This window comes from Mesorhizobium sp. LjNodule214 (genome assembly GCF_964252735.1).
Classification (GTDB): Bacteria; Pseudomonadota; Alphaproteobacteria; order Rhizobiales; family Rhizobiaceae; genus Mesorhizobium.
On sequence record NZ_CAXUPE020000002.1, the window covers coordinates 955,551 to 976,992 of the forward strand.

A 21,442-nucleotide genomic window follows, 5' to 3' on the forward strand; every position below is an offset into this window, starting at 1 on the left:
CTGGGCGCTATATCAAAGTTTCCGACCATCGGAAACATATTGTTAAGTATACATTGTTTTAGAACCTGTGCAAACGCTATTGGCGGACGTTGATTTACCATATTCCTCGAACATGATCTCCGACCACGAACTCGAGGGGACGGAACGTGATTCGTTTGGCGGCGCTCATTGCCGCAGCCTTGGCCATCGCCGGCTGCAGCGAAACCATGCAAACCTCCGGCAGCGCGGCCATGATGGTCACCAAAGGCTATGCCTTTGCACCGCCCGCCTTTCGTCCCTTCTGCGCCCGGCAGCCACGGCTCTGCAGCACCGGTGGGCAGGTAAAGCAGGTTAAGCTCACACCGGCGCGCCGGGCTGAACTGCAGGCCGTGAACAGTTCCGTCAACGCCAGGATCAAAGAGCGGAGCGACCCTTCCGCCGGCAGCGCCGACGATTGGCGCATCCCGACGAAAGAAGGCGATTGCGAGGATTTCGCGATCCTGAAGAAGAGCGAGCTCATGAAGCGCGGCTGGCCTGCCTCAGCCCTTCTGCTGACGGTGGTGACGCTTGGCGGTCAGGGACACACGGTGCTTACCGTTCGCACTGACAAGGGCGACCTGATCCTCGACAATCGCAGCGGCGCCGTCAGGAATTGGTCGCAGACCTCCTATCACTACTTTGCCCGGCAGTCCCAGTCGGAAAACGGCAAGTGGACGCAGATCGATTCCTAAGGCAATTTCAGGAAAAGTGCGCAGCGGTTTCGTCCGGAATTGCGTAAAAACAAACATTTATAGCGATTTGGCGCTTCGAAAGCCGAACCGCTCCGGTCGGCTGCCCGAGCCCAATAGCCTGTATTGCCTGACGGTCTGATGGCAGGATTTCGTGCCTGGCTGTCTCGCGATCCCTCAATCGTTTGATCGTCTTGCAAGGCCAATCCCGCCATGGGACCATGAAGGGCAATTCCTTGGCTTTGCCAAGGGTTCGGGGGAAATAGCTCAGTACCGCGACCAGCGCCTCTTGCCGACGCTCTTTGAGCACAGGTCAACGCCATGCGTGTGGATGTCATCGATAGCTTCGATACTCTCGCTCAGCTGCGAGGCAATTGGGATGCGGTCTATGAGGCGGATCCCGAAGCTCAGTATTTCATGTCCTGGACATGGATGGCGGGCTGGTTCAAGCGGCTTCGCTACCAATGGATCGTTCTGGCCGCAAGAGAGGACGGGGCATCCGGCTATGTCGGCTTCTTCCCCCTGCAGCTTCGAACCGAGAGGGCCAGGGACGGCGCATTCCACAACGAACTGCGGACCGGAGGCGGCTACTTTGCCGGTTACGCCGGCTTCATCTGCGATCCGGACGTTCAGGATGCCGTCATCCGCGCATTCGCCGAACACACCAAGCAGCTGAGCTGGGCCAGGCTGCACCTCGAGAACATCTTTGCGTCGCGGCGGCGGCTGGACGCGTTTCTGGGGGAGTTTGCCGCCCCCGAATTCCAGACCGGCAAGGTAAGGCGGCCGGACGACGGCGATAACATCGATCATGACATCTACGTCTATGTGAATCTGCCCGGCGATTGGGAACAATTCCTCGACGAAAGGCTCGGTGCCGCGACGCGCAAGACCGCGAGGCGCACGCTGAGGGCAATCGACGATGCGGCCGAGTATCGGGTCACCGATGTCACCGCCGCGACGCTGGAACGCGACCTGCAGACGCTTCTTCAGTTCTGGGAAAACCAGTGGGGCGCCAAGCTGGCGGCGCGGTATCACCCGGGCCTGCCGCAGGCCATGATGAACAATTTCCGCAACATGCTGCGGTGCGCTTTCGAGGATGATGCCCTCTATCTCCCCGTCCTCTGGCAGGGTGACAACCCGATCGGCGCGCAGGCCACCTTGATCGACCGGAAAAACCGGACGCTGATCGGCATGCTCAATGGGCGTGATCTCGAGATCAAAAAACCGGCGCCCGGCTTTGCGCTTCATCTCTACAGCATACGCTGGGCCATTCAGAACGACTTTGCCGTCTATGATCTGCAGACCGGGGACTTTTCTTACAAATATGATTTCGGCGGTCTCGAGCGCAGGGTCGAATGCCTTCTCGTGAGCACGGCGACACGGCGCAATCTTCGCGACAGGCTGGAGGGCCGGAGCCTGCCTGTCGTGCTCGCGCGAGCAAAAGGGCTCCATCAGGCGGGCGACCTCGAAGGCGCCGCTCGCGCCTGCCGGCAGATCCTGGATGCCGACCCGGACCATGCCGGGGCATTTCAGCTGCTTCAGCAACTGGATACCGCGCGCCGGTCCCGCCTGCCGCAAGATCTCGGCGCCGCCGCCGGCCTGCACCAGGCTGGAAAGCTGGCTGAGGCGGAAAAGATGTATCGCGCGATCCTGGACATTGAGCCCGGGCATTTTGATGTGCGCTATCTCCTCGGCGTGATTTGCCTCCAGCAGCGCAGATATGAGGACGCGGAACGGCAGATCGGCCTGGCGATAGACATCAGGCCCGACGTCCCTGCTGCACACTACAATCGCGGTCTCGCGCTGGTGAAGCTCGACCGCGTTGAGGAAGGACTCGCAAGTCTGGATGACTGTATCGGGCTGGAGCCGGGCCACAGCCAGGCTCTCGCCCTGCGCGACACAGTGTTGAAAACCTTTCGGCATGTCGCGAGCGCTGCGGAGTAGATGCGGCCCGGGCGAAAGGCGCGATGGCCTGCCGGATCGCCTGCGCGGCAAGGCCATTTGGGATCATCTTGAGCTTCTGACCCTGGGGGGCTTCGGCACCGCCGAAGATACGCAACGCCTCACTTCGGGAATGAATTCTCTTCAACAATTGACCATACATCTTTGTTTATATCTCTTATGCGATCGATAGATTCGTGTATTTTATTTATTTCCTTTTCATCTATCTCTTCAATCTTGCCGTACCTTACCTCGTCTTTCCCATCCACGATGCGCATCAGTTGCGTGCTTGCATGATTCCCGGTTTCATCGAACGAATAAATGCAATGGCTGTATTTATTTCGCAACTTCGCTTGACGTGTAAGTTTGTCGGTAACAGTCAGGACTGCCTGGCGGCATGGCGCCGACGTTTTCGGCATCTTCGCCAGCCGCTCGACCAGCTCGATCCGTGCCCGAGTTGTGTTCAGCGTCAGGAAAATGATGATTGCCGTTTCCTTGTCGACCTTCGCCAGGCCGGCAATCAGATAAATCAACAGGCTTTCAGTGTTGGTCCAGGTGTAATTCAACTGGCCAACGAGGAGCAGGACCTCCTGAAAGCGGGGCATCGTCGACTCAGAGCGAAGATTGAGAAAGGCGCGGCGGCCTTGCTCGTTCCATGTCGTTGAGAAACGTACCCTTTCGATCATGGAATATCGCAGCCGCCTCGGTCCTGTTGTGGGCGCCGAGTTTGGTGATGATATTGTGCAGATGGATCTTGACCGTATGTTCGGAAAGACGCAGCGCCACCGCGATGATTTTGTTCTGCAATCCCCGAGCGACCATCTCGAGAATCTGAAATTCCCGTTCGGTCAGCTCGCCCATCTCATCGAAACCACCATCGCTGCTCGCCGCTTGAAGAGCCCGCGCGGCGTCCGGAGCTTTGTCGGAAGAGCCCTTCGCATGGGACTGAAACATGGCCAGCGGAAAATACTCTCCGCCGCGAAGCACGAGCCTGATGACGGAAAGCCAGACATCAAGTTTCAGATCCATCGGCAGGACACTGCGCACGATTTTCGAATCGAAGACCTCCTGGACGGAAACAGGAGCGCGGCTGTCGTGTTGCACCAGAACGACAGGTGCCGCCGAATGAAACCGCATGAGATCGGCGGCATGGTCGCCGATCGTGTCCAGGAATTCAGTGTCGACAAGTATCAAGCAAACGGGATGCTCGAACGTGGTGCATGCGGCTTCCAGGCTTGTAGCCTGCTCCACCGCTATGGAGGGAAATTCCCTCTCGATTGCGTATACAAGACATTCCGGAAAGCTGTCGGCCGAGGAAACTGTCAGTAGAATTCTGCGAGCCCAACTCTCTCCCGCACCGCTACCCACGGTGCTACGCTTATTGACGTTTGACATGGTTGCCACCCCACCTAGACCACTTTAGACCACTGTCTGGTCTCGTTTTTTTCCTTCTTCGATATCGCGGGCCTCTACCCCGCAAAACAGCTAGCCTTAACGACTTATACACTAAGTTAGCCTTGCCTGATATAGTTCGGAGGAGCTATTGCCGGTTTGCCCCGTCGCTTCGACACCGGGCGGCGTCCAACGGCACGACAGCGACCGCAAATCATTGCGGAATTCAGGCTCATTTGACAGCTGCAATACCCTTCGCCCCATTCCATTGAACGGGCTAGCCCGAACTGTCAGCTTACAATCAGCCTCCTGTGGCCACAAACTTCCCGTGTTCAATACAAGGAGCGGGGAGCTCCCAGGCTTTGCCGTAGCTGAGCGACCGGATCTTTGAGGTCCGGCGCGATGGCCGAGCATTGCCTGATCGAGCTGCCCCTCCCCAGTCAACGGGAGGTACTCAAGCAAACTTATGATGAAAGTCGGATTTCGGACCTCAGTCCCCTCGGTCCGACAATCCATTCACCGCATTAAACGCAACGTCCGCGAACAGCTCAAGACCGCGTAAGAGAAGAATGCGGTCCGGCAGTCGCGGCCTCAACTGAGGACACGATCATGTCTCTCGACCTCGACAAGAACAACATCAATGCATTCGGTTTGCAGATCGTCGACAGCGAATTCGATATCGGTGACGGCGGCGGCGAAAACGAGAACGAAAACAAGAACCAGAACACGAACGACGCCAAGAACGAAAACGAAAACGAGAACAAGGCGTCGAACGAAAACGAGAACAAGAGCGAAAACGAGAACCAGAACGACAACAAGTCCTCGAACGAGAACGAGAACGAGAACAAGTCCTCGAACGAGAACAAGAACTCGAACGAGTCCAAGAACGAAAACTCGAACGAGAACAAGAACGTCAACGAGACCAAGGTCGACGTCGACGTCGACGTTGGCATCAAGCTCGAGGGTGAGCTCGGAAACTCCGATGACGACTTCGCCGATATCTACGCCAACGGCGACATGAAAATCGACACCATGATCAACAACAAGGACGGCAACGTCACTTATGATCCTGGTGACGACGTCACCTTCAAGGACATCCTGAACAATTCGATGACCGGCGCCGGAACCAACACCGCGTCGATCATCAACCAGACCCTGAACATGTACGACAACGACAAGCTCGACAACGCGACCGTCAAGAACGACGCCGATTTCAAGCTTGACCTGAACGCCAAGGGTGGCGAATCCAGCGCCGGCGACGGCATCTCGGCTGGCGGCGGCGGCGGCGATGGCGGCGATGACGCCAAGGCCAATGGCGGCGAAGGCGGCAATGGCGGCGACGCCAAGGGCGGCGACGCCGAAGCCGGCGACGGCAAGGGTGGCCTGGCGCTCAGTGCGGCCATCGGTGGCGACTCCAAGAGCGACAACAAGGCCGACGGCGGCGACTCCAAGGCGGGCGACGGCGATAGCGGCGACGCCAAGGGCGGCACCGGCGATGGCGGCAACGCCAACGGCGGAGATGGCCTCGGGCTCGGCCTCGGGCTCGGCCTCGGTCTCGGTGTCGGTGCTGCGGAAGCTGGCGATGCCAAGTCGGAAGACGGCGGCGATGCCAAGGCGGAAGCCGGTGACTCCAAGGCCGATGGCGGCGATGCCAAGGCTGATGGCGGCAATGGCGGCGACGGCGGCAGTGGCGGCGATGTGACTGGCGGCGACGCCAAGTCGGATGGCGGCGACGGCCTCGATGTCGATGGCAAGCTATCGCTCCTGAACTACGGTGAAGGCGGCGACGCCAAGAGCGACGCTGGCGATGCCACCGGTGGTGGCGGCGGTGGTGGTGGCGGCGGCGGCGGCGGCGGTGCCGATGCTGACGGCGGCAACGCCAAGTCGGACGGCGGCAATGCCGATGCCGATGGCGGCAACTCCGAATCCTATGGCGGCGATGCCCTCGGCGCAGGATACGGTGCCGGCTACGGCGCAGGCGTGGGTGCAGGCACCGGTGGCGCTGGCGGCACGGGCGGCGACGGAACCGGTGGCGCGGCCACCAGTGGCGACGCGACCGGTGGCGACAGCCTCGGCGGCTTCGCAGGGGCGTTTGGCGGCGACGGCGGTCATGCGCTGAGTGGCGCCTGGGCCGATGGTACCGGCGGCGATGCAAAGGGTGGGTTCACCCTCGCTGGTGACGGCGGTGCCGGTGGCACTGGCGGCTACGCCTACAATGGCGACGGCGGTGCCGGCGGCGACGGCGGAACCTGGGGCTCGAGCAATGGCGATGACGGCTTCGTGACCGGCACCAGCCATGCCTCGGCCGACGGCCTGATCGACGTCAGTGCCTTCAACCAGCAGATCGTGATGGGCGCCAACCTGCAAGAAAACCTGGTCGATCAGACCGTGGTTGGCGGCAACTTCACCAACACGCTGACTGGCGAAGACGCCGGCGACAACAATGGTGCGTAATTGGTTGCACGACTGATTTCTCAGGAAATCAGACAGCTTGGGACTGCGCGGAGTTATCCGCGCAGTCCTTCCATCCGGGAGACATGCCGCCCGATCGAGCGTGAATGATCTCAAGATACGGAGGCTACCGTGTACTCCATGCAATTGGACAAGATCACCGAAGCTATCTCGCACTTTATAGGAATGCTCGAAATCTCGGTCGAGGAAGCACGGCAGCTAAAGACCTACGACGACTTCAAGATTGCCGAGGCCGTCGAGGAAGAGAACCCCGACCTTCCCAGCACGAACATAAACGTCAAGGCGCCCTATACGCTGGACGATTTCGATCCGCACGTTCCGTATATGGGGCTCAAGCCGGAACTGGTGCCGTACACTGTCAGCACGAGCTTCTGGTACACGCCTCCCGAAATTCCGAACGCCGGCCATTTGAGCCCTGGCCACCACCTGTTTCACATCCCGCATTTGCCGGGGTTCGGCGGCCACAACATCCTGCCGCACATCGAACCTCCCGGCGAGGTCGCCATTCACATCAACCAGGAGATCCGCCTGTCCGACAACGACTATGTCGGCGCTGGAGGACACGGCCTGATATTCACCCCGACGCTCGACGATGGCAGCCAGATGGTGTCCCTGATGAACACCGCGGCGGAACTGTCGCCGCTCGATGATCTGGCACGGCCGGGCTCCGCCGAGGACATCGCCACCACCGTCATCACCGCAAGCGAGCGCATCGCCGCCTATTCCGACAGCTATGATGGCGAAGCGAGCGTTTTCGTGGTGCACCCGGACGCGGCTTCGGGGCCGATCCAAGGAACCTATGTCAACGGACAGCTGGTCGACGAAGCCGACGCGCCGAAGGCGGAGGACCATCTCGACATCCTCAAGGAACAGAACGACGACTCCGACGGAACCGAAGAAGGCGCCGACAAGGACGACTACAACACGCCTCCGGACTCCTCCGACTTCATGTCGGGTTGGGGCAACGGCTTGCTGAACCCTGGCGTCGAGTTGGACGCCGGCGGCAACACGCTGATCAACTCGGCCGTCATGACGAACAACTGGACAACGACGTCTGTCGTCGCCGCTGTCGGAAACAGCTATGAAATCAATGCCATCATTCAAATCAACGCGAGCTGCGACACCGATGCGGTCTCCTCCAGCCTGAACGGGTGGACACTGGGCAACGCGCCTGACGAGAGCTTCAACATCGCGATGTTCAAGCACATCGATCCGTCGGCCGGCAGCGAAGCGCCAACCGCGGCGGACGGCTTCCCCGCCGCCTGGGTGGTGACGCAGGTCACCGGCGACCTGATCATCATGAACTGGCTCGAGCAATACAGCTTCATGACGGACAACGACACCTCGATCCTGTCCTCATCCGGCGTCAGGACCATGGTGAGCACTGGCGACAACACTCAGATAAACGATATATCGATCAATCAGCTGGGCCAGTACTACGACCTGATCATCATCGGCGGAAACATCTATGACGCCAACATCATCCATCAGCTCAACGTCCTGATCGACAACGATCTCATCGGCGCGGTGGATGGCTTCGAGACGTCCGGAGAGGGATCCCACTCGACCGCCGGGAACCTGCTCTGGAACGACGCCACGATCATCAATGTCGGCGGGCAGAACAATTTCGAGGCATTGCCGAACTCCTATCTGCAGGCGGCCCAGGATATGGCGGCCGGCAAGGCCGGCAGTCCTGGCGACATCCTCAATGACGAAGCCTTCGCCGGTATCGGTACCTTGCGGGTCCTCTACATTTCGGGCGACCTGCTCAATGTGCAATACGTCGCCCAGACGAATGTGCTGGGCGACAGCGACCAGGTTGCCTTGGCGATGAACCAGTTCGTCGCCCACCCCGAAGCGGAGTGGACAGTCACCACTGGCGGCAACCAGGTGGCAAACTTTGCCGGCATCGTCGACGTCGACGGGACCGACAAGACGTATGTGGGCGGCGAGCACTACTCGCAGGAAATCCTGATCCAGGCAGACATCATCTCGTGCGATCCGGAGCTCGGCGGGCAGAATCCGGACGCGCTGGTGAACGAAGCGGTCGCCTTCCTGGCCGACGACACCACCGACGATGACGCGCAGATAGACCATCCGATCGTGCCGACGCCGGACCACGTCCAGGCGGACGGCATGCAGACAATTTTGGGCTGATCTGAGATCCGGGGGGATATCATGACCGACGATCGCGACCTGGCTTGGGAGACGTTTGCCGAGGATCTGGAAGCAGCCTTGCAAGAGGGCGACCAGGCACCGCAAAACCCGAGTTCCGCGGCACCCCGCAAGACACTTTCGAGCGCCTTGCAGCAGCATGAGCGGGTCATCGACCGGACCATCAAGGCAATGGACACCGTCGTCGACCAGCTGCACGACGTCGCAGCCCAGCCGGCGGCGAAGGTCGAGCATGATCGGGCTCTGCCCCAATCCCGCAATCCGGCAGAGCAGGCCAAACCGCCTGCCGCCGCCTCCCAGGCCAGGATGGTGCCAGCCGCCGGAGCATCGGCGCCTCCAGTCGCTGCGAAGCTTGCGCCTGCGCCAAGCGGCGGCGAGATCAAGCCAACCAACACGGCGGCGAGCCCAGCCGCGGCCCCGCAGGCCATGGCGGCGAATAAGCCGGCGGCCGATCCTGCCGCGCCCGCCCCTGCCATGCAGGAGAGGCGGCCCGAGGACAAAACGATTTCAGTGGGACAGTCAACCGCGCGTTCAAGCGGCCCGTCCGGCCAGGCGCGTCCCGATGGCGCGACGGCACCGGCCACCGTGCCAACTCCGAAGCCGGTGCCCGCCAGCGACAGGGCGACCACTGAATCCCCCGGTCAGCCAACCCGCCCGGAGCCAGCCCGGCAACCGGGCCGGAGCACCATGGCCGGCCCCAGGGAGATCAATGCCGCGGCTTCGCCCGAGCCCGCGCCACCACGCGAGAGCAGGTTCCCGCGACCAGCGCCAGAGCCAGGGCCAAGGGCGGCTTCGCCGGCACAGAACCAAGGCATCTCGACCGCGTCAGCAGCCAAACCGGAGCCTGCGCTGCAACGGCCTCTTGAACCGCAGGCCAAGGCAGCACCTGCTGCTCCCGGCACACCTGGTGCTCCCGGGACACCTGGCGCTCCCAAGACATCCGAGATGAAGGACGTCCCCAAGACACCGGGCATGATCGTCATAGAAGGCGACACCGGTCCGATAAAAGCCAAGGAACCGCACCAGGGCGGGTCCCCTCCCGGCGGCGACGACGACAGCGGCCGGCGCGGCGGCGGAGGTGGCGGTGGTGGCGGCGTCTTTCACAAGCGCCTCGGCCCAGTCGATTTCGGCGCTTCTCTCAAGGCCGGGTTGCGAGCGGTCAAGAAAAACCTGCTCATCGTCATGCTGTTCACGGTCGCGTGCAATGTGCTGGTCCTGGCGATCCCGATCTATCTCTTCCAGATCTCGGATCGCGTTCTTACCAGCCGTTCCGCCGACACCTTGATCATGCTGACGCTGGTGATTGTCGGCGCGGTGGTCTTGCAGGCGATGTTCGATGCGCTTCGCCGCTTCATCCTTATGCGCACGGCGGTCGAGGTCGCGGCCCAGCTGGGCGCGCCGATCCTCAGTGCCGCGGCGAGAGCCTCCCTTAACAGCAACGGCAAAGAGTATCAGGTCCTGGGTGACCTGCAGCAGCTGAGGACATTCCTGACATCCGGCACGCTGCTGTCGTTCCTCGACGCGCCCATGGCTCCCTTCATGATGCTGGCGGTGTTTCTCATCCACCCGCACCAGGGCTTCATCGTCATGGCCTCGGCGCTGCTGCTCCTGCTGATCACGATTCTCAACCAGCGCGCGACGGCGGCGGCCTTCGGCGAGGCGAATGCGCATCAGAGCAAGGCCAACATCCATCTCGATTCGATGTCGCGCAATTCCCAGATCATCAACGCGCTGGCCATGATTCCCGAGGCGGTGCGGATTTGGGGCAAGGACACGGCAAACTCCCTTCGCGCACAGGTGATCGCACAGGATCGCAACATCGTCTTTGCTTCGATCTCGAAGGCGGTGCGGCTTCTGACTCAGGTGACGATGCTTGGCTGGGGCGCTCATCTGTCGATCGAAGGCCATCTCACCGGCGGCATGGTCATTGCCGCATCGATCATCGCCGGTCGGGCTCTGGGTCCGATCGAAGGTGCCATCGAGGGCTGGAACCAGGTCGTGCATTCTCGCGCCGCCTACGGCCGGATTGCTTCGCTTCTGCAGTCGTCCCCGCTCAATTTCGAACGATTGAACCTGCCTCGTCCCGAGGGCCGTCTCGACGTCGAACGCCTTCTCTTCGTGCCCCAGGGAACCAAGCGCGTCGTGCTCAACGGCATCTCGTTCGCGCTTTCGCCGGGCGACTCCTTGGCGATCATCGGCAATTCGGGCGCCGGCAAGACGACCCTAGGCAAGATGCTGGTCGGCTCGATCCTGCCCACATCAGGCAACGTCCGGCTGGACCTGATGGATCTGCGCAACTGGGATCCGCGCCAGTTTGGCGAGAACATCGGCTATCTGCCACAGGACGTTCAGCTGTTTCCGGCCTCCATCAAGGCCAACATCGCCCGCATGCGCGATGACGCGACCGATGCCGAAATCTATCAGGCCGCAGCACTGGCAGACGTCCACGAAATGATCTCCACCTTGCCGCACGGCTACGAGACCTTCGTGGCTGCCGACGGAGCGCCGCTATCCGGCGGACAGAAGCAGCGTGTCGCCCTCGCCCGCGCGTTTTTCGGCAATCCTCGCCTGGTCGTGCTCGACGAGCCGAACTCGAACCTGGACTCGGCGGGTGACGCGGCACTCGAGCGCGCGCTGCAGCACGCCAAGGAGCACAAGATCACGGTCATCACCATCACCCAGCGCCCGTCCCTGCTCAAGAGCGTCGACAAGATCCTCCTGCTCGTCAACGGCACCGTTGCCCTGTTCGGCATGCGCCAGGATGTGCTGCAGGCATTGGCGACCCGCGGGCTGAGCATCGAAGGCGGGGCGTTTGGTCATCAGATCCAGTAGCCGGGCAATCAAAAATGACAACCGAGATCGCAAAAGTTCACGACATGCAGTGGTACTCCGAGGTGCCACGCTCGATCTGGAAACAGACCGTGGTTGGCGTCCTGCTCATCTCGGTGGCCTTCGGCGGCTTCGGCACATGGGCTTTCACGGCGCCGCTGGCATCCGCCATCGTTGCTCAAGGCAGTTTCGTTGCCACCGGGCAAAACAAGGTCATTCAGCATCTCGAAGGCGGCATCATCAAGGAAATCCTGGTCAGCGAAGGCGACCATGTCAGCCTGGATCAGCCGCTGGTCAGGCTTGACGAAACCGCCGCCCAGACCAACGAACGGCAATTGTTCCTGCGAAAGGCCAGGCTCGAGGCGATCGCCGCCCGCTTGAATGCCGAGGTGCAAGGCAGCGCCAGGATCCAGTTTCCATCGATCATCCTCGACAACCGGCACGACCCGGAAGTCACGCCGATCATGGAGAGCCAGCAGCTCAACTTCGAGGCTGCGGGACGCAAGCGTGACAGCGAGATAGGGCTGTTCGATCAGAACAAGAAGGCGATGGAATTCCGCAACGAAGGGATCGAGGAGCAGATCTCGTCGGTCCGGCGGCAACTGCAATTCCTCAAGGAGGAATATCAGGGCAAGAAAAAGCTTCTCGACCAGGGCTTGATCCGCGGAACCGAGGTGAAGGCGATCCAGCGGGCAATGGCGGACGCGGACGGCCAGATCGGCAAGATGGTGGCGGAGGTTTCCGAGAACCGCGAACAGATCGTCAGGTTCGAGCAGCAGATCACCCAGACGAAGGACGCCTATCGCCAGGCAGCGCTCCAGGAATTGCAGAGCCTGGAGGCCGAACTGGACGCGGTGCGCGAGCAGTCACGCGAGGCGCAGAATGTGCTTCGCCGTGTCACCATCAATGCGCCCGTGCCCGGCACGATCATACGCATGCATTACCACACTGCCGGCGGCGTCATCGAGAGCGGCAAGGCCATCCTCGAGATCCTGCCTTCAGACGTGCCTTTGGTCATCGAGGCGCAGGTCCCTCGCACCGACATCGACAACGTCAAGGTCGGGCAGCAGGCCTCGATAAGGCTGATTGCGCTCAATCGGCGCACCACGCCGGTTCTGGAAGGCGAGGTCTACTACGTCTCGGCCGACGCGTTGCCTGAGATGAGTGGCCCCACACCAAAGGAGGTCTATCTGGCGCGCGTTCGCTTGCCGGCAAGCGAACTGGCGAAGGCACACGGCTTTACGCCGACGCCGGGCATGCCTGCCGAAATACTGGTGCAAACCGAGTCGCGGACGTTCTTCAGCTATCTGACGAAACCGATCGCCGACAGCATGGCCAGGGCATTCATGGAACAGTGAGCTTCGCAGACAGGGACAAATTCGGGGGGAACCATGCACATCGATGTCATCACGACACGGGAGGGCCTCAACGGGCTCAGGCAGAACTGGGACGACCTTTACGAGAAGGACCCCGAAGCCCAGTTCTTTCTGTCCTGGACGTTCCTGTCGTCCTATCTTCGCCGTTTTGAAGGTGCCTGGTCCATCCTGGCGGCCCGGTTGGGACCGCAAGGGTCTCCCTATATCGCCCTGCTGCCGTTGCGGCTCCGCACCAGGCTGAACAAGAAGACCGGCTTTTGCCACAACGAAATCAACATGGGCGCAAACTACGCGGCCGACTATACGGGCATCGTTTGCGCACCAGGCTTTGCCGACCGCGCGATCCCGGCGCTTGCCAAACATCTCATGAAGATGAACTGGGCCAAGCTGCATCTCGAAAATCTGCGCATGTCGGAGAAGCGGCGCCGCCTGCTGCTCGACAACCTTGCCGACAAGCGGCTGACCGCCCAAAGGATGCAGCGCGTCAACAAGACCGACAATGTCGACAACTGCATCTGCCCGGCCACCAACCTGCCGGGGGATTGGGACACTTATCTCGAGCGGAAGATCAGTTCAAACACGCGCCAGAAGATCAGGCGCTTCCTGCGCAAACTGGACGGGTCGGACGAATTTCGCATCACCCACGCCGACGCCTCGACGATCGACCGCGACATCGGCATCATCCTCGAAATGTGGCGCATCAAATGGGCGCCACGGAAGGGCAACCTTCTGCCCGGCTTGTTGAGGTCCAACCGGATATTGTTCAAGGATGCCTTCCAGAGCGGGACGCTGTTCCTGCCCATTCTCTGGCACCACGACAAACCGCTCGCAGGCTTGGCGTTCCTGGTCGATCCGGTCAAAAAGGCGATGCTCTTCCACCTCGCCGGACGTGACGAGACCGCCAACGAAATCCCACCGGGCCTTGTGCTGCATGCCTATTGCATTCGTCGTGCGATCGAGCAGGGCTTCCGCAGCTATGATTTCCTGCGCGGCAACGAGTCCTACAAATATTCATTCGGTGTCGACGAGACCAGGATTCATTGTGTTCTGGTCAAGACCAAAACGGGCCGCAATCTCGGTGACCGGCTTGACGCCAGATCCGCGGCAAGCGTGCTTGAGCAGGCGACCAAATTTCACGAGGCGGGCAAACTGGCCAACGCCGAAACCGCCTATCGCCAGATTCTCGAGATCGACCCTCGCCACGCGCGTACCTTGTACGGATTGGGTCAATTGCTCGCGGCCAAAGCAGATCACTGGTCAGCCGCCGACACCTTCGGCGCACTCGTGGAGATCGCACCAAAATCGATCAAGGCATGGTCGAGGCTTGCCGTTGAACTTCAGGCGCTCAGTCGCCATGCCGAGGCCGCGGACGCCTTCCGCAAGGTCCTGGAGCTCAATCCGGATCTTCCCGGAGCCCAATACGGCCTTGGCCGCAGCCTGGCGCAGCTCCAGCAACTGGACGAGGCAGCGAAGGTCTTGAGCGCGGTGCAGGATCGATCCGAAGGTCCCGTGGACCCGCTGCTTCGCGCCAAGGCACGCGTGCAGCTGCAAAAACTGAAGCAGGATGCGAACCCCTGCTACATCAGGCGGGATCCGGTTAAGGCGGAGTCGCCGATGTTTGCGCAAGCAAGCGCTAACGCATCGATCCTGTCTCTCGCAAAAGGGCCGATTCCCATCGGCCCTGCCGGCTAGAGCGGTTCAGGCCCTGATCGTCCACCGCCTCATGCCTCTGGCTTTGGCGAGGTCGAGATCGCCTGGCCGGCCGTCGGCAGGCCTACTGCTTCACCGAGGTGGAGGTCCCCCACGTGTCCGACAGCACGTAGCCTTGCGGGTACGGATCCGTCGGATCGAGATAGTAGGCATGCTCGCCCGTGATCCAGGCTCGGCCGGTGATCTCCGGAACGATCGCCTTGCGGTCGCCGATTTCCGTCAACTCCACGATCTTGCCGGTGAAGCGCGAGCCGATGATCGATTCATGGATCAATATGTCGCCGATGCCCATCAAGCCTCGAGCCTGCAGCACGGCCATGCGGGCCGACGTGCCGGTTCCAGTCGGGCTGCGGTCGGAGCGTCCCGGCGAGACGATGCAGGTGTTGCGGGTGACGTTGCCGGGGCCCTGGAACGGCATGGCGAACTGGACGATCGACACGCCGCGCACATGGTCGAATTCCGGATGCACGACTTCGAGCTGTTCGCGCGCGGCCCGTCGAACCTTCTCGCCCACCACCGCCAGCTCGCGAGCTTCGTCGGGGGCGACCGAGAAACCGAGCGCCTTGGCATCGACGATCGCATAGAACATGCCGCCATAAGCGACATCGACCACGAGCGTGCCGAGCCCCTCGACCTCGATATTGGCGTCGAGGCGGTCGACGAAGGCAGGCGCGTTGCGCAAGGTGATCGACAGGCATTTGCCGTCGCGGCATTCGGCGCGCACTTCGATGACGCCGCCCGGCATGTCGAGCTTGAAGCGTGTCTCGGGCTCCTGCATCGGCACCATGCCGGTTTCGAGCAGCACCGTCGCAACGCAGATCGTATTGGAACCGGACATCGGGGGGTATTCCGTCGGCTCCATGATGATGGCGCCGGCGGCGCAATCGTCACGCGTCGATGGAACCAGCAGGTTGACGTGGCGCGCGACGCTGCCGCGCGGCTCGCAGATCAGCATACGCCTTATATGGTCGTGATCACGTTCCATTGTGATCATCTTCTCCATCATCGTACGCCCCACCGGCGGCAGGACGCCGCCCACGATGACGTCACCGACTTCACCTTCGGCATGGCAGCCGACGACACGAATGCTGGTTTTCGTACGCATTGTAACTCCCTGTCGGCCAAGGCCTGTCTGCCTGGCAAGCAGCGCGGATAGCCGCGCCGAGTCCTGAATCACAGCCCTCTTGAGAACACAGAATTCTTCGGTCGCATAGCGCCATTGGCACCAGCCGTCGATGGTCCATGGCCAGTTTCAACGATTGTACTCTTTGTGTATAAAAAATGTGTACGCAAATTATACAATTTCTTGACTCGCGCATCTGCATGTGCGAATTCCCTGCCGTCGACACGGTCGATGGAAGCCGTTGTCGCGAGAATTCAGACAGCAGGAGGCCTCGGTGAAGAGCGGAAAGAACGGTCTTTACGACGATCTGAAGCGTCAGATTCTGACGATGGAACTCGACCCCGATCAGGATCTGGACGAAGTGAGCCTGAGCGAACGCTACGGTCTCTCCCGAACCCCGGTTCGCGAGATTTTTCGTCGGCTCGAGGGTGAAGGCTACATCGATATCCGGGCCAACCGCGGCGCGCGCGTCATCCCCATGAACCATCAGACGCTCAGGCACTTCTTCCTGGTCGCGCCGATGATCTATGCCGCGATCGGCCGCCTTGCGGTGCAAAACTTCAAGCCCAAGCAGCTTTCAGAGCTCAAGGACACGCAGGAACGGTTCCGTACGGCAAGCGTCACCGGCGACGCGCTCTCCATGGTCCTCGAGAACAATCGCTTCCACGAGATCATCGGCGAGATGTCGGGCAATGCCTACCTGCAGCCGAGCCTCGGCCGGCTCCTGATCGACCATGCCCGGATCGGCCACACCTTCTTCCGGCCCCGCAACGATGACATGCGCCGCCGCCTAGTGCTCGCCGTGGACCACCATGATGGCTTCATCGCAGCCATCGGCTCGCACGACGAGGACACGGTCGTCGATCTTGTTTTCGAACACTGGGAACTGTCGCGCGAGAACATGGAGATGTTCATCGCACCGCAAGGAATGAAGGCGGACGCGCTCGTCGAAACGCCTGCCCGATCGATGGAGAAATCGTCTTGAAGTTCGAAGGTATCTACACTCCGGCCATCACACCTCTCGGCCCAGACGGGCAGATAGACCGTGACGGCTTCGCGGCGGTGCTCGAGTCGCTCATCGAAGCCCGGGTGCACGGCATCATCGTTGGCGGATCGACGGGTGAATACTACGCCCAGAGCGCCCAGGAGCGCTTCGATCTCGCCGCCTATGCCAAGGAAGTAATTGGCACCCGGCTTCCGCTCATCATCGGAACGGGCGCCACCAGGACCGAAGACTCGGTCGAATATGCCAAGGCGGCGAAGGAGATCGGCGCCGACGCCATTCTCGTGTCGTCGCCTCCATATGCCTTGCCGACGGAGCGCGAGAATGCGGTCCACGCGCTTACGGTCGACCGCGCGGCGAACCTTCCGATCATGCTCTACAACTACCCGGCCCGCATGGGGGTGACGATGAGAGAGGACTATTTCTCCCGCGTCGGCAAATCCCGGAATGTCGTGGCCATCAAGGAAAGCTCCGGCGAGGCGAGCAACCTCCATTTGCTGGCGCGGAAATTCCCCCATATCTCGCTCTCTTGCGGCTGGGACGACCAGGCGCTCGAGTTCTTTGCATGGGGCGCCAGGAGCTGGGTCTGCGCCGGTTCCAATTTTCTCCCGCGCGAGCATGTCTCGCTCTACGAAGCCTGCGTGCTCGAAAGAAACTTCGACAAGGGCCGCGCCATCATGACCGCGATGCTGCCCCTCATGGATTTCCTCGAATGCGGGAAGTTCGTCCAGTCGATCAAGCACGGCTGCGAGCTGATCGGCCTGAACGCAGGCCCGGTGCGGGCGCCGCTGCGTCCGCTCAATTCGGAAGAAAAGCGAACTCTCCAGACTGTCGTCGCCACCTTGAAGCGCACGGTCACCCAGATCACGTCGGGAGCAAACCATGCATGAACCTTTGACCGCTGCCGAATACAAGGCGATCGCCACAGACATCCAGTTCCCGACCAATGCCTTCATTGACGGGGCGTTCCGTCCGGCGAATTCCGGCAAGACATTCAAGACAACCAATCCGGCGACGGGCGACACCCTTGCCGAGATCGCGGCCTGCGACGCTACCGACGTCGACCTCGCCGTGGCCAAGGCCAGGCAAGCTTTCGACGACGGCCGCTGGCATCTCCGCTCGCCTGGCGAGCGCAAGGCCGTGCTGCTCAAATTCGCGAAACTTCTGGAGCGCAACCGCCACGAACTTGCGGTCATGGAGAGCCTCGACAGCGGCAAGCCCGTCCGCGAATGCCAGACCGTCGATATTCCGGATACGATCCATACCATCCGTTGGCATGCCGAACTGATCGACAAGCTCTATGACAACACGGCTCCCGTGGGGTCGAACGCACTGACCATGGTCGTGCGCGAGCCGGTCGGCGTTGTCGGCTGCGTGCTCCCCTGGAATTTCCCGCTGCTGATGCTGGCCTGGAAAATCGGTCCTGCGCTTGCCGCCGGATGCTCGGTGATCGTGAAGCCGGCCCAGGAGACAACGCTGACCACGCTTCGTGTCGCCGAATTGGCGCATGAGGCGGGTATCCCGGCGGGCGTCTTCAATGTTGTCACCGGTGGCGGCAAGGAAGTCGGGGAGCCGATCGGCATGCATATGGGCGTCGACATGGTGGCGTTCACCGGATCGACGCCGACAGGTCGGCGCTTCCTGCGCTACGCAGCGGACTCCAATCTCAAGCGCGTCGTCCTCGAATGCGGCGGCAAGAACCCGGCCGTGGTTCTGGAGGATGCCGAAGACCTCGACTTGGTCGCCGAACAGGTGGTCAACGGCGCGTTCTGGAACATGGGCGAGAACTGCTCGGCCACGTCGCGGCTCATCGTCCACGCCAAGATCAAGGACGAGTTGCTGCATCGGATCGGCGCCTACATGCGCGAGTGGAAGACGGGCGACCCGCTCGACCCGGAAAATCGCATCGGCGCGCTGGTCAGCAAGAGCCATTTCGAGAAGGTGAAATCCTTCCTCGGCGAGGTGAAGACCGAAAAGCTCTCCGTCGTCCATGGCGGCGGCACGCACAAGGGCATCTACATCGAGCCGACCGTCGTCGACGGTGTCACGCCTTCGAGCCGCCTGTTTCAGGAGGAGATTTTCGGGCCGATCCTTTCGGTCACGACGTTCAATTCCCTTGCCGAAGCCGTGGCTCTCGCCAACGACACCAACTACGGCCTGACCGCGTCCGTCTACACTGGAAGCCTGCGCAAGGCGATCAAGCTTTCGCGCGAGATCCGGGCGGGCGTCGTGACCGTCAACTGCTTCGGCGAAGGCGACGCGACGACGCCGTTCGGCGGCTACAAGGAATCTGGTTTCGGCGGACGCGACAAGTCGGTTTTCGCGCATGACAACTATTGTGAATTGAAGACGGTCTGGATCGACGTCTCGGACCGTTCGGTCGACGAGACCATCCGATGAACGAAATCGTCGTCAAGCGTCTTCCGGCGGAATCCGGAACCTCGGGCTGGGAGGCGATCAGCAGTCGCAGCTTCCCCGTCCGGACGCTCGACGGCGACGTGTCGACCGACTGGCTGATCATCGGTGCGGGCTTCGCCGGCCTCTCCGCCGCGCGGCGGCTGTCTCAACTCCGGCCTGACGACAAGATCGTCGTGCTGGAGGCGGGAGAGATCGCCAAAGGCACCTCGGGCCGGAACTCCGGCTACGTGATCGACGTGCCGCATAATCTGTCCTCGGGCGAGTACTCCGTCGCCGACGAGACCGCGACGAGAGTGGAGATCGCTCAGAACCGTTTTGCGATCTCTTTCGCCGCCGACGTCGCGGCGGAATACGGCATGTCCGAGCGCACCTTCGATCCGTCGGGCAAGATCAATGCCGCGGCGACAGAGCGCGGAATGAAGCTCAACGCGAATTACGGCCGCTCGCTCAAGGGCATCGGCGAGGAGCACCGCTTCCTGGATGCCGGCGAGATGCGGGAGATCACCGGATCGTCCTACTATCTCGGAGGTCTCTACACGCCGGGCGCCGTGATGATCCAGCCCGCCGACTATATACGCGGCTTCGCGGCGGGGCTGGCATCGAAGGCCGACATCTTCGAGCACTCGCCGGTGCTCAAACTCGAGTGCCGGGGCGGGATGTGGAAGGCCGTGTCGCGCAACGGAAGCGTCACGGCACCGAAAGTCATCCTGGGCATCAACGGCCACATCGAGGATTTCGGCCACTTCCGCGGCCGCTTGATGCACATCTTCACCTACGCATCGATGACCGCCCCCTTCACCTCGCGGTCCACGGGCAAGGACAGGTGGGCGTTGCTTCCGGCTGATCCGATGGGTGCGACAGTCAGGAAGATCACCGCCGATGGATCCTCGCGTATCGTGATCCGGACCCGGTTCACTTACGACTGGACTGTTCAAGTGGGCGAGAAACGCCTGGCCAGGATCGCCGCCGAGCAGCGGACGTCCCTGGACGCCAGGTTTCCGGAGCTCAAGGACGTGCCGTTCGAGCACGTCTGGGCCGGGCGGCTTTGCCTTAGCCGGAACCATGTGCCCGCCTTCGGCGAAATCGAAGAAGGCCTCTACTCCGCGTGCTGCGAGAACGGTCTTGGGACCGTGAAAAGCACGCTTGCAGGCGTCATGGCCGCCGATCTGGCGACCGGTACCCGCTCGGACATGCTCGACGAATTCTCGGATCAGCCGGAGCCCGCGCGCCTCCCTCCGGAGCCGCTCACATGGCTCGGCGCCAACGCCGTGATCCGATGGCAGGAATTGCGTGCAGGCCGCGAGGGATGAGCCCTCGCCGCGCAATATGGAGACTGAGCCGACCGCGAAGTCTTCAAACGAAAATGGGAACAAAAATAAGGAGTGAGTAAAATGAAGACGTTGTGGAAAGCGCTCTGCGCTGCCGCGATGGTCGGTATGACCATGCTTTCTGCTCAGGCGGAGGAAAAAACCATTACCGTGGGCACGATGTCCTGGGAGGACCTCACCCCCATCACCGGCATCACCAAGAAGGTGCTCGAAGACTCGGGCTACACCGTCAAGGTGGTGGACTTTTCCGAGTGGGGCATCGCCTACGCCGCGCTGACCAAGGGTGACATCCAGATCCTCGCCTCGCAGACCGACTATGTCGCCCAGGACTACTGGGACAAGAACAAGAACCGCCTCGAGAAAATCTCTCCGGTTTCGCATGGCCTGTTCCAAGCCATCGCCGTGCCGAAGTACGTGACGATCGACTCCACGGACCAGCTGAATGACAACGCAGACAAGTTCGGCGGCAAGCTTGTCGGCATCGAGCCTGGATCGGGTCTGATGCGAGACACTGCAAACGCGGTCAAAGCCTATGACCTCAAGCTCCAGCTTGTCGAAGGCAGCACCGCCGCGATGACCGCTGCACTCAAATCGGCCGTCGACCGCAAGGAATGGATCGCCGTCACGATCTGGGAACCCTCCTGGATGATGCAGAAGTATGACGTCAAGTTCCTCAAGGACCCGAAGGGCATCTTCCCGCCGCCGCAGAGCTACTACTGGATCGGCAAGAAGGGCTTCTCCGCTGACAACCCGCACGCTCGCGAAGTCATCGCCAGCGTCTATGTCCCGCTTGCCGATATCACCGCAATCAATGGCGCGGTCAACGAGGGCAAGACCATGGACGAGGCCATCAAGGACTGGACCGACAGCCATGCCGACCTCCTGAAGCGCTGGGAGAACATCAAGGCCGAATAATTGCCGAAACGGCGGGCCGCCGATATCGGCGGCTCGCCGTGGAACTACGAAAC

At 61.4% G+C, this 21,442-nt stretch carries 16 protein-coding genes; 12 read left to right on the forward strand and 4 right to left on the reverse strand.

The genetic code is table 11. From position 1 onward, the window contains the following. The first annotated feature begins 206 nt into the window (after positions 1-206). On the forward strand, positions 207-710 hold the full coding sequence (locus ACSQ3Z_RS18400) for a transglutaminase-like cysteine peptidase (protein WP_245451709.1): 504 nt from the start codon (positions 207-209) through the stop codon (positions 708-710). A gap of 264 nt (positions 711-974) precedes the next feature. On the opposite strand, the gene ACSQ3Z_RS18405 is transcribed toward ACSQ3Z_RS18400, so the two are convergent. Beyond that, entirely contained in the window at positions 975-1,517 is a 543-nt protein-coding gene (locus ACSQ3Z_RS18405; protein WP_436172735.1) for a hypothetical protein, read from the reverse strand. 15 nt (positions 1,518-1,532) lie between these two features. Here ACSQ3Z_RS18405 and ACSQ3Z_RS18410 point away from each other — a divergent pair, with 15 nt between their 5' ends. Next, complete coding sequence (locus ACSQ3Z_RS18410; protein ID WP_436172736.1) at positions 1,533-2,651, forward strand: GNAT family N-acetyltransferase; 1,119 nt, start codon at positions 1,533-1,535, stop codon at positions 2,649-2,651. A gap of 119 nt (positions 2,652-2,770) precedes the next feature. On the opposite strand, the gene ACSQ3Z_RS18415 is transcribed toward ACSQ3Z_RS18410, so the two are convergent. Further along, on the reverse strand, positions 2,771-3,253 hold the full coding sequence (locus ACSQ3Z_RS18415) for a hypothetical protein (RefSeq protein WP_436172737.1): 483 nt from the start codon (positions 3,251-3,253) through the stop codon (positions 2,771-2,773). 7 nt (positions 3,254-3,260) lie between these two features. Beyond that, positions 3,261-4,043, reverse strand: a complete 783-nt coding sequence (locus tag ACSQ3Z_RS18420; RefSeq protein ID WP_436172738.1) for a helix-turn-helix transcriptional regulator — start codon at positions 4,041-4,043, stop codon at positions 3,261-3,263. Positions 4,044-4,649: 606 nt separating this feature from the next. Between ACSQ3Z_RS18420 and ACSQ3Z_RS18425 the strand changes: the two genes are divergently transcribed. The 5 genes from ACSQ3Z_RS18425 (at position 4,650) to ACSQ3Z_RS18445 (ending at position 14,584) form a co-directional block, all read left to right on the forward strand. Further along, positions 4,650-6,494 (forward strand): hypothetical protein, encoded by a 1,845-nt coding sequence (locus tag ACSQ3Z_RS18425; protein ID WP_436172739.1) that lies wholly within the window; start codon positions 4,650-4,652, stop codon positions 6,492-6,494. 129 nt (positions 6,495-6,623) lie between these two features. Beyond that, positions 6,624-8,669 carry a type I secretion protein gene (locus ACSQ3Z_RS18430; protein ID WP_436172740.1) on the forward strand — a complete coding sequence of 682 codons (2,046 nt, stop codon included), beginning with the start codon at positions 6,624-6,626 and terminating at the stop codon, positions 8,667-8,669. A gap of 705 nt (positions 8,670-9,374) precedes the next feature. Further along, positions 9,375-11,519 (forward strand): type I secretion system permease/ATPase, encoded by a 2,145-nt coding sequence (locus ACSQ3Z_RS18435; RefSeq protein ID WP_436173934.1) that lies wholly within the window; start codon positions 9,375-9,377, stop codon positions 11,517-11,519. A 14-nt stretch (positions 11,520-11,533) separates the two neighbouring features. Next, the gene (locus tag ACSQ3Z_RS18440; RefSeq protein ID WP_436172741.1) at positions 11,534-12,874 is read left to right on the forward strand and encodes an HlyD family type I secretion periplasmic adaptor subunit; all 1,341 of its coding nucleotides are present in this window, start codon (positions 11,534-11,536) and stop codon (positions 12,872-12,874) included. A 33-nt stretch (positions 12,875-12,907) separates the two neighbouring features. Beyond that, positions 12,908-14,584, forward strand: a complete 1,677-nt coding sequence (locus ACSQ3Z_RS18445) for a GNAT family N-acetyltransferase (RefSeq protein ID WP_436172742.1) — start codon at positions 12,908-12,910, stop codon at positions 14,582-14,584. Between the two features lie 82 nt (positions 14,585-14,666). Here the strand turns inward: ACSQ3Z_RS18445 and ACSQ3Z_RS18450 are convergent, their stop codons facing one another. Then, entirely contained in the window at positions 14,667-15,707 is a 1,041-nt protein-coding gene (locus tag ACSQ3Z_RS18450; protein ID WP_436172743.1) for a proline racemase family protein, read from the reverse strand. 292 nt (positions 15,708-15,999) lie between these two features. Between ACSQ3Z_RS18450 and ACSQ3Z_RS18455 the strand changes: the two genes are divergently transcribed. The 5 genes from ACSQ3Z_RS18455 (at position 16,000) to ACSQ3Z_RS18475 (ending at position 21,389) form a co-directional block, all read left to right on the forward strand. Next, positions 16,000-16,710 (forward strand): GntR family transcriptional regulator, encoded by a 711-nt coding sequence (locus ACSQ3Z_RS18455; protein ID WP_436172744.1) that lies wholly within the window; start codon positions 16,000-16,002, stop codon positions 16,708-16,710. After that, positions 16,707-17,618: a dihydrodipicolinate synthase family protein gene (locus ACSQ3Z_RS18460; protein ID WP_436172745.1), complete on the forward strand. Its 912-nt coding sequence runs from the start codon at positions 16,707-16,709 to the stop codon at positions 17,616-17,618. The genes ACSQ3Z_RS18455 and ACSQ3Z_RS18460 overlap by 4 nt, the downstream gene beginning before the upstream one ends. Beyond that, entirely contained in the window at positions 17,611-19,128 is a 1,518-nt protein-coding gene (locus tag ACSQ3Z_RS18465; protein ID WP_436172746.1) for an aldehyde dehydrogenase, read from the forward strand. The genes ACSQ3Z_RS18460 and ACSQ3Z_RS18465 overlap by 8 nt, the downstream gene beginning before the upstream one ends. After that, positions 19,125-20,456, forward strand: a complete 1,332-nt coding sequence (locus tag ACSQ3Z_RS18470; protein ID WP_436172747.1) for an NAD(P)/FAD-dependent oxidoreductase — start codon at positions 19,125-19,127, stop codon at positions 20,454-20,456. Before ACSQ3Z_RS18465 ends, ACSQ3Z_RS18470 begins: the two co-directional genes overlap by 4 nt. 81 nt (positions 20,457-20,537) lie before the next feature. Next, positions 20,538-21,389: a glycine betaine ABC transporter substrate-binding protein gene (locus ACSQ3Z_RS18475; protein ID WP_436172748.1), complete on the forward strand. Its 852-nt coding sequence runs from the start codon at positions 20,538-20,540 to the stop codon at positions 21,387-21,389. The last annotated feature ends 53 nt before the right edge of the window (positions 21,390-21,442 follow it).

Excerpts from the sequence above, each read along its gene's own strand:
- ACSQ3Z_RS18400 (WP_245451709.1), top strand. The coding sequence starts at position 207 with ATGCAAACCTCCGGCAGCGCGGCCATGATGGTCACCAAAGGCTATGCC.
- ACSQ3Z_RS18405 (WP_436172735.1), bottom strand. The coding sequence starts at position 1,517 with ATGATCGATGTTATCGCCGTCGTCCGGCCGCCTTACCTTGCCGGTCTG.
- ACSQ3Z_RS18415 (WP_436172737.1), bottom strand. The coding sequence starts at position 3,253 with ATGCCCCGCTTTCAGGAGGTCCTGCTCCTCGTTGGCCAGTTGAATTAC.
- ACSQ3Z_RS18420 (WP_436172738.1), bottom strand. The coding sequence starts at position 4,043 with ATGTCAAACGTCAATAAGCGTAGCACCGTGGGTAGCGGTGCGGGAGAG.
- ACSQ3Z_RS18425 (WP_436172739.1), top strand. The coding sequence starts at position 4,650 with ATGTCTCTCGACCTCGACAAGAACAACATCAATGCATTCGGTTTGCAG.
- ACSQ3Z_RS18435 (WP_436173934.1), top strand. The coding sequence starts at position 9,375 with ATGGCCGGCCCCAGGGAGATCAATGCCGCGGCTTCGCCCGAGCCCGCG.
- ACSQ3Z_RS18440 (WP_436172741.1), top strand. The coding sequence starts at position 11,534 with ATGACAACCGAGATCGCAAAAGTTCACGACATGCAGTGGTACTCCGAG.
- ACSQ3Z_RS18445 (WP_436172742.1), top strand. The coding sequence starts at position 12,908 with ATGCACATCGATGTCATCACGACACGGGAGGGCCTCAACGGGCTCAGG.
- ACSQ3Z_RS18450 (WP_436172743.1), bottom strand. The coding sequence starts at position 15,707 with ATGCGTACGAAAACCAGCATTCGTGTCGTCGGCTGCCATGCCGAAGGT.
- ACSQ3Z_RS18465 (WP_436172746.1), top strand. The coding sequence starts at position 17,611 with ATGCATGAACCTTTGACCGCTGCCGAATACAAGGCGATCGCCACAGAC.
- ACSQ3Z_RS18470 (WP_436172747.1), top strand. The coding sequence starts at position 19,125 with ATGAACGAAATCGTCGTCAAGCGTCTTCCGGCGGAATCCGGAACCTCG.
- ACSQ3Z_RS18475 (WP_436172748.1), top strand. The coding sequence starts at position 20,538 with ATGAAGACGTTGTGGAAAGCGCTCTGCGCTGCCGCGATGGTCGGTATG.